Origin of the sequence: Vibrio qingdaonensis (assembly GCF_026191675.1) — a bacterium.
Lineage (GTDB): Bacteria > Pseudomonadota > Gammaproteobacteria > Enterobacterales > Vibrionaceae > Vibrio > Vibrio qingdaonensis.
Map to the genome: position 1 here is coordinate 1 of NZ_JAKRRY010000069.1, position 8504 is coordinate 8504.

General features: G+C 43.3%; 9 protein-coding genes and 1 pseudogene. 8 read left to right on the forward strand and 2 right to left on the reverse strand.

What is annotated here, in order from left to right; translation table 11 throughout:
* The 7 genes from MD535_RS24610 to MD535_RS24640 all read left to right on the forward strand — a co-directional run.
* Nucleotides 1–1823: ParB/RepB/Spo0J family partition protein (locus MD535_RS24610; RefSeq protein ID WP_265677822.1), on the forward strand; the 1823-nt coding region annotated here is incomplete at its 5' end.
* Between the two features lie 256 nt (nt 1824–2079).
* Nucleotides 2080–2367 carry a hypothetical protein gene (locus MD535_RS24615; protein ID WP_051867677.1) on the forward strand — a complete coding sequence of 96 codons (288 nt, stop codon included), beginning with the start codon at nt 2080–2082 and terminating at the stop codon, nt 2365–2367.
* A 698-nt stretch (nt 2368–3065) separates the two neighbouring features.
* Complete coding sequence (locus MD535_RS24620; RefSeq protein WP_265677823.1) at nt 3066–3818, forward strand: hypothetical protein; 753 nt, start codon at nt 3066–3068, stop codon at nt 3816–3818.
* 49 nt (nt 3819–3867) lie between these two features.
* A complete protein-coding gene (locus tag MD535_RS24625; protein ID WP_265677825.1) occupies nt 3868–4254 on the forward strand; it encodes a DUF7659 family protein in 387 nt (128 codons plus the stop codon).
* Nucleotides 4255–4347: 93 nt separating this feature from the next.
* Entirely contained in the window at nt 4348–4677 is a 330-nt protein-coding gene (locus MD535_RS24630; protein WP_265677826.1) for a type I restriction endonuclease subunit M, read from the forward strand.
* A gap of 57 nt (nt 4678–4734) precedes the next feature.
* Entirely contained in the window at nt 4735–5178 is a 444-nt protein-coding gene (locus tag MD535_RS24635; protein WP_265677834.1) for a lytic transglycosylase domain-containing protein, read from the forward strand.
* A 552-nt stretch (nt 5179–5730) separates the two neighbouring features.
* Entirely contained in the window at nt 5731–6084 is a 354-nt protein-coding gene (locus MD535_RS24640) for a hypothetical protein (RefSeq protein WP_265677827.1), read from the forward strand.
* A 28-nt stretch (nt 6085–6112) separates the two neighbouring features.
* On the opposite strand, the pseudogene MD535_RS24645 reads toward MD535_RS24640, so the two are convergent.
* Nucleotides 6113–7219: pseudogene (locus MD535_RS24645) on the reverse strand (DUF7146 domain-containing protein); the annotation flags it as partial.
* A gap of 79 nt (nt 7220–7298) precedes the next feature.
* Here MD535_RS24645 and MD535_RS24650 point away from each other — a divergent pair.
* Nucleotides 7299–8219 carry an IS5 family transposase gene (locus MD535_RS24650; protein ID WP_265677829.1) on the forward strand — a complete coding sequence of 307 codons (921 nt, stop codon included), beginning with the start codon at nt 7299–7301 and terminating at the stop codon, nt 8217–8219.
* 40 nt (nt 8220–8259) lie between these two features.
* On the opposite strand, the gene MD535_RS24655 is transcribed toward MD535_RS24650, so the two are convergent.
* Nucleotides 8260–8504, reverse strand: a 245-nt coding sequence (locus MD535_RS24655) for a hypothetical protein (protein WP_265677833.1), incomplete at its 5' end; no start/stop codon positions are given.

The window sequence follows — 8504 nt, forward strand, 5'->3', positions numbered from 1 at the left end:
ACCACCTTATGAACACCATCACTCAACTCCCAGCGTGCTCTAACGTTCAAGCAACGACCAACGTATCGACGTTGGACTCTCAGGCAACTGCACAAAGCGATAACGCTTTACAGCGATTACCTATTCGTGTGCTGGTTGTATCTGAACTCAATGTTCGTAAAACCAAAACCACCAAAGAGCAAGATGCCGAGCTAAAAGCCTCTATTGCTGCTCACGGCCTGATTCAAAACCTAGTTTGCTTACCAGAAGACAATGGAGTCTATGGGGTCGTGGCTGGCGGTCGCCGTCTGACGCAGCTCAATGAATTGGTCAAAGACGGTCTGTTAAGTATTGATGATGTTGTGCCCGTTAAGGTACTAACAGACAGTGAAGCGAAGGACTACGCACAACAATTGTCACTTACAGAAAACCTATCTCGTGCAGCCATGCACCCTGCGGATGAATTTGAAGCATTCAGCGATATGATAGAGAAAGGCGCAACGGTTGAGGCCGTAGCGCAGCACTTTGGTAAAACGCAAACCTACATCCATCAGCGTATGAAATTGGCGGCGGTTATCCCTGCTGTGCTCAATGCGTATCGTGAGGGCGAAGTCGGACTTGATAGAGTGATGGTGTTCACTATCGCCAGTCCTGAGCGTCAAGCAGAGGTATGGGAGCAAGTCAAAGAGAGTCGTTGGTACAACGATAATCAAATCCGCAACATGCTTAAAGAAACCGCCATTGAGTCTACCCATCTACTGGTTAAGTTTGTTGGCCAAGAAGCGTATGAACAAGCTGGAGGGGCTGTTACGTCGGATTTGTTTTCCGACAAGGTGTACTTTGAAGACCGCGCCTTGATGGAATCGCTTGCCACTCAAAAAATGGACGTGGAAGCAGAAAAGCTAACAGCGCAAGGGTGGAAGTGGACGGAGGTTATCTTACAGCGCACGTTTGATGAAACCAAAGGCTACAAAGAGTTGGTCGCCAACAAAGGCCACTACAAAAAAGCCGAAAAAGCGTTGGCAGGGTGTATTTTATCATTAGGTTACGATGGTCAAATTCACGTCACCAAAGGCTTAGTGGCAAAAGCTGACCGTAAAGCCCTTAAAGCGTTACAGGATAACAAAGCGAAAACCGAAGCAGGTAGCAACGGGGACGGGGTAGGGAGTGAAGACGTCTCCATTGAAGCAAAAGACTATTCCAATGCGCTGCAAGAAGATCTCAAGGCCCATCAACTGGTGTTGTCAAAAGTGGCTCTGCTGAATACCCCACAGGTTGTGCTGGATGCGCTCTACTATTCACTGTGTATCAATGTGCTTCTTGGTCGCTATAGCGATACACCAATGGATGTAAGCGTGAAAGACACCCATCTAGAGCCCAAACAAGGTGAATTTGAGCGTAACAAGGCACTTGAGGCCATTGATGCACATAAACAAGGGTTACCCCTTGCTTGGATGGAGGAAGAGACCCCAGCGCAGCGTTATGAAGCCTTTTGTCAATTATCTGCTGACGACAAAGAAGCGTTACTGGTGTTTGTGTCGGCGATGGCGTTTAAAGCCCCTTACCATGTTGTTGATATCGCCACGCAGGTGCGTAGTAAAGTAACCATTGACTGTGCAGACTACTGGCGACCAGATACCGACAGTTTCTTGAAACGCATCGATAAAGACGCGTTGATTGATATTGCTCGTCCTGTCATGTCAGACACGTGGCTGCAAAGCGCTCAGTCGCTCAAGAAGGGTGATTTGGTTACGCAGTTAGACACTTGGCTCAATGGTGGTGACGAATCGCTCACAGAGGTGCAAAAGACGCATTTTGCTAAGTGGATGCCTCAAGGCTTTTAAATCTGTTGATAGCGTCACTTCGGTGGCGCTGTCTGCTGGGCATGGTGAACCATCATCATGCCCCTTTGAATTGCCTTGGTTGTTTTTCAACTCGTTCACACTCTTAACGCTAGGTAAAAAATAAGAACCCTGCAACTGCCCACTCGCAGGCTCGCTAGGCCAGTTGCACGAACCTGATTTTTCCCCTTGACGCGTCCGTGTAAACAGAGATGAAAAAATCAACACATTACGGTACAATCAATTAAGGAGAACGACAATGAATAACAACATGAACTCAAATGACTCTGGCGACATCACCCAAAAAGACTTGCTCAAGCTCTTGTTTGACCAAGCGCAGCACAATGCCACCCGTGAAGAGGTGAACGCGTTGGAAGCTCGCATGGATAAACGCTTCGAGAAGATTGACGAACGCTTCGAGAAAGTCGATGAACGCTTCGAGAAACTTGAAGCCAAGTTCGACAAGAAGTTCGACCGCCTTAACTGGCTACTTATCACGACACTGATTGGCGTTATCGCCAGTCTTGCTCTCCAAATCCTGAAATAATCTCTAATTTCCCCTCTTCGAGGGGAAATGCCTGCCAGCATTTCTATTTGCTCTACTCACCACCACGGTGTATTTGTGCTCTAACTTTTACCTTTTATGGCTCATTTTAGTCACCTGTATTATTTTTTAAAACAGTGGGTTAAAGAGTTCTGTGGCGATTTGTTGATGTGAGGGCACAAATTAGTCAGGTAAAAAACTTGATGATGACATTTTATAACGACTGGATTTGATCGTTAATTGAAAATAATAAGCAAGACGGGCGTTACCCTTCGGGTAGGGCTTTCCGCTTGTATCTTTCAGCTATGGACTCAGAACCTCATGCCCCGAAAAGTCACTATCGTGCCTTCCCTGGGCGTGATGTTCTACAAGTCCCTATCTAAAAGGATATCGCTGCAATCCTAAACGCCTTCGTTGCGCTATGCGTCTTAAGCGACGCGCTCCACTGCGCATCGTCGTGACCTCCTCTTTGCCATTTCACTGCTTTCCAATGAAGTTCGAGTAAGGGGTTGGCTTGTCTGTGTCGAGCTTCCTTTACTCGCATCACTGTCTGGCACTCGCAGGCTGTTCACCATCCTTCACCAGAACCCCATTGGCAAGGGTATATGAACGCTATCGCGCCCTTGTCACTGAGAACCATGGAGAAGGACTGGACAGCCAAGCGGCTCCAGAAAGTGATACTCAAACAGAAGGAAACTCCTATGACACAGCCAAACGCAACCCCAACTCTCTCTACATTGCAAAACAGCGACCCACGTTTCGCCGTGGGGCACGCCAGCCCTCCTAAAAATGATATCTCTCGCTCTCGTGCCTTGTTAGCGAATTTTGAATGGAATGTGAAAGAATTCGATGTCTCTATACACACTGAGGTGTTTGTGTCTTGTGACGGTCATCCTTTTGACGAAGATGATAAGAAAACGAATTGGCGAGTTTGTGCATGGGAAAAGAGCGTAAATGAAGAACAAGCCGGATCGGTTGTTTTGCACAAATGCGGAAATGCAAAAGAAGCAAGGGCACTTGTTAATGCTGTCATTGAATCTGGTATGACATTTGCCGATGATGGTATCTCCTTGGTTCTGCATTCAGAGCGTGACTATGAGCAAGCCAAAGCGGAACTGGCGTTTCTAAAGGAAAATTTAAGTGAGCTAAGCGCAAGTGATATTGACGCGTTTTATCAGCGTGTTGCCGAGTTAAGTCACGCTATCGAGATATGGGAAAGCATCCAAACCGAGCCAGGATTTACCATTGCTAAAGACAGCAATATCACCCCTCAAGAGCTCGCCCAATCTGGTTTTGTGATGAAGGATTTTAAATTCTATCCATCCAATTTTTCAGAAGTGAAAAAGCGTGTTGAGCTTCATGTTAAAAACGGAACGCTTAATGACTCCTTTGTTATTTTGGATGTGTCTACATCCAATAAACGTATTTATTCTTTCGACCGCTGCCCGTTTTAATGGGTGGCTTTTCTTTTATTCATTAACCACATGATAAGGAAGCGCAAATATGAAATACCTATCTGATTACACCAAGGATAAACAAACCAAATTATATGATAAAACGGGGGCATTTTTTGCTTTTTCTAAAGAGCAATTCGAAGACAGTAAAAAAGAAGGCATAGAATATTGCCATCTTTTTGCTGGTTTAATTTGCCCATGTGATACCGCACAAGAGGTAATGGCTGGATTAGACAAAATACAAAAAGAGGGGATTGCTCAAGATATCGCGGAAAATGGCAAAGCCGCCATTATTCGCAGAGAGCTTTTTAACCATGAATGTTTTTATACTGGTGATGTTACTGATTGTGTCGAAAAGCTCGACGGTTACGAGATTTCAAAAGAGGAAATAGTAGCTGTGTATCTGCATATATGTAAAACCGAAGACGTCGATTGAGCGACAAAGAAAAGCGCCTTGATATTCGCTTGGAACAAATATCAAGGCATGCCCATATTCAAACAATAAACTAACCTTTAGGACTGCTTAATTATGAACGAAGTTGATACTACACCAAATTACACCGAGTCGCAAACTTATGTGTGCACCGCTGTACCTTTTGAACTAGGTAAAACAGTAATAACTCAGGGCGTTGCTAATTTATTGGAAACCAATATTGGTGCAAATCTGCATATTTATTTGATGCGTCATCAAAGCGGTGATTGGGGCGACATGCCAATTGAAGATAAAGTTACAAATGACGAGTCAACAAAATCAGACGGTCGCATTATGTCAAGTTATCAATTTTGTGGTGAAAAAATCTGGATAATCACCGAGTGGAATAGAAGCGTAACCACCGTCTTACTTCCTAGTGAATATTGATGATATGAATTGATGTGATAAAATGGAGTCCTAACAAGGACTCCATTTTTTATGCCTATGAGAAAATTAACGTTACTTTGCGGTTTACTCCCCAGTGTTAGTATGGCTTTTTGTTTTGATGAAGCGGGAGCCTATTATAATGTGTCACCGGATTTACTTCGATCTATCGCGCAAGTTGAAAGCAGTCTCAACCCTAACGCCTATAATGAAAATCGCGATCAATACGGAAATGTGAAAAGTCGTGATTTTGGACTCATGCAAATAAATTCAAGTTGGTTTTCTCGATTGGCAGAATTTAACGTGAATGAATCCAATATTTACGATCCCTGTTTCAATGTGTCTCTTGGCGCGTGGGTATTAAGCGCAAACTTTGCTAGTCATGGATATAACTGGAATAGTGTTGGTGCGTATAATGCGGGGTTTTCAAAACGCACCGAAAACGCCAGAAAAATATACATCCAAAAAGTGCAAAACGTGTATTTTTCGCAACACGTTAAATAAACTAATCTGCACCATGATGGTGCAACTTATCCTTCCTGATTTCCCTCGCTACTTTTTCGCGAACGCGTCCAGAGCTGAACGATTCAATCGCCATCGAGTTGGCTTTACGATACCGACTTAACCAAAACACCCGAAAACACACCGAACGGATTGACGTTTCACTGAACTGTCGTTGCTCTCTGAAAATTCCCCATACACCTCGCTAAATCGTAAACGATTTAAATGGTTGTCTGTGAAAAATATAAAACCATCAAAACCAATTACTTACAAGATTCAAACGCTCAAAAAACCATGCTTTAAAAATTTTGAAAATCGCAACTAATTAGCCGATAAAATTGTCATTGAAAAGTATTTAATTGTATTCGATTTAGATTTAGCCTATATCTATCAGCGGTTTCAAGAGGTTTAATGCGGTTTAAATACACTATGTATTACAAATGGATTTAGCCCTTTAATATCAACAGATCTGGCGTAGTTTAAGAAAATGATCTATTGTTGTTGTAATCGTTATGTATTCGGAATGAATACAGTGTTAAGAAGGAGATTGAGTCAATGAGTCGAGTATTACAAGCGAGAGTGAAGGGGCAATTAGAGCTGGATTTTTCGGAATTCCAACGCCGATTCAAGATGAACGATGCGGATGCGGTTCGCGATCTTTTAGTGTTGGCGCTGCGCATCAAACTTAATGATAAGGACGACAGTCGACCTTCGAACCGAGAGTTGATGGAGGAGATTTACCGTACAGTGCGAAGTGGTTCAGCCATTAATGATGTTATTCACGGGCAAACCTTTGATGGCGAGAAATTATATCGAGACCAAAAAGAATCCAAACCCATGCGACAACAAATTAAAGCAGACATTGATAAAAAAGTGGATGCCTATCTTGCAGGCGAAAAAAAAGGATAGCCGGTTAAGGCTATCCTTCTTATTTTGGCTACCGTTCTAATTCACGCTCGATTTCTCTCTCCATTGGATCGTGTTGTTTGTTATCCAAGTCCATTTCTTGTTGTTTCGATGGCTCTTTAGGTTCGAACTGCTCCAATGCTTTGCTGTCCTGATCTTGGTGATGCTGTGAAATAATCGCCTCTTCTTTGTTATTGAATTCTACATTAGATGGTGTGTCTTGATTGAATACCTGTTTATCATCAAGCTCTTGGCGTTCATATTTATCTATGCACGCTTTGATATCATCCAATAGATTATCGGGCGCAACAAATTGAACCTCTCTTCCTGCAAAGTTCTCCATAATTTTTTCAATATTATTGGGGTTCAAATCGGTATTGCCTTGGCTCAATGCAATAACAACGTGTTGGCGAAGTTCGTCCGGTGAGATATTCTGAATGTCATTTTTATGATTGACGTTAACAATATCATAGTGCCCCTGTTGAGCTTGTTTAATGGCGAAGGAATTCTCAATGGAAGTGCTAATGATCGTGGTATTTAAATTCTCACCTTGATGAAAGTTCGTTATTTGTTTTGATTTAGTGCCTAATGTTCGAGGGTTGATTTCAAGCGTGCTGTCTTTATTTCCTTCAAAGTCTAAATAGGTCAGTTCAATGGCTTTGGTCTCTCCTTCTTTATTATGAATGTTGGTTATCATAGCAGGGTGGAACTGTTTATCTTCGGATGAATAGACCGATTGATGAAACCGAACGTGTTCACTGTGTGGTTGGGTAATACCTTGTTTGTTGAGATAAGTTTCAACTAGTGTCCCAGTGAGTGGTTGACTGGTTTGTACATATTCTTTGGCTATTTGTTCAAATTGAGAAATATGCCTTGGGGTGGTGTTAATGAGTTTTTCGTGATGTCGATTTTCCTCAAGTTGATATTTATTCGGTTCATTTAGCATATCATGAGCTTCTTTCATTGCTTCTTTGTAAGTGATATCTTTATGACTCATTATGAGGTTGATTAATGAACCTTTTTCCCCTGTTGTGTAGTCTTTAAAATAACCACGATGCTCACCAGTTAAGGTCACCTTAATGGCGGATTTACCTATCCCAAAGGTTAAATAGTCGCGGTCGGATTTGGACTTGTTGGGGGCTTTGTTGCTTAAATCGATGGAACTAAATCAAAAAGCTACGATCTGATCGGCTACACCCATCAATCGTCGTAACCTCATGCCTAAACCTCGTTACAAAACAACTAACTGGAAGCAGTACAATAAAGCCTTAATCAACCGTGGTTCTTTGACCTTTTGGATTGATGAGGAAACGATAGCCGAGTGGAAGCAAAGTAGACAAGGCAAGCGTGGTAGACCTCGCCGATTCAGCGACCTAGCCATTACTACTGCACTGATGGTGAAGCGCGTTTTCTCTATGCCATTGAGAGCGCTGCAAGGTTTTCTAGACTCCGTATTTAAGCTTGCTAACGTCCCGCTAGTTTGTCCGCACTACACCTGTATAAGCCGTCGAGCCAAGGAAGTTGAGGTTTCATTTAAAACCAAAAACAGAGGTGCGATACAACACCTCGCCATTGATGCCACTGGTCTCAAGGTTTATGGCGAAGGTGAATGGAAGGTTAAGAAGCATGGTACCGACGGGAAGCGTAGGGTTTGGCGTAAGCTGCATATCGCAGTAGATACAAGCACCCACGAAATAGTCGCAGCAGAGCTGAGCTTATCTAACGTAACCGATGCCGAAGTGCTCCCCAACTTACTCAAGCAGACACGTCGTAAAATCATTGAGATATCAGGTGATGGCGCTTATGACACAAGGAATTGCCATGATGCCATACGGATAAAGCGAGCGGTTCCGCTTATCCCGCCACGAGAAGGCGCAGCCTTCTGGGAGGAAGGACATCCTCGCAATTTAGCAGTAGGTTGTCAGAAGCTATACGGCTCCAACAAGAAGTGGAAAAAGCGTTATGGCTATCATAAGCGCTCGCTATCAGAGACAGCAATGTATCGAGTGAAACAGTTGTTAGGTGGGAAATTAAGCCTGAGGAACTACAACGCTCAAGTTGGTGAGACTTACGCCATGATTAAAGCGCTGAACAAGCTTACAGGGCTTGGTATGCCTGAAACTCAGTGTGTTGTTTAATAATTACTCAATTTTCGGGCAATTTGGTTTTCTGTCCGAATTACGCAACAAAGCCCTTGTTGGGCTCACCCAACAGCTGAGTGGCAAGACTTTCTGTATATTTCGGGAGCGCCTTATTCACGTGTTCTCTAAATATCTTGTAGTCAAAATCACCACTTTGATTTTGATATCGCACATCCTCATGGGGTAGGGCATTGTTATTAAAATACGTGGTGCTTTGCGGGGGCGTGTTATTCAGTGTTTCAATGGCACTGTGTTTATTGACCTCTTTTGACTGTTCTGGTA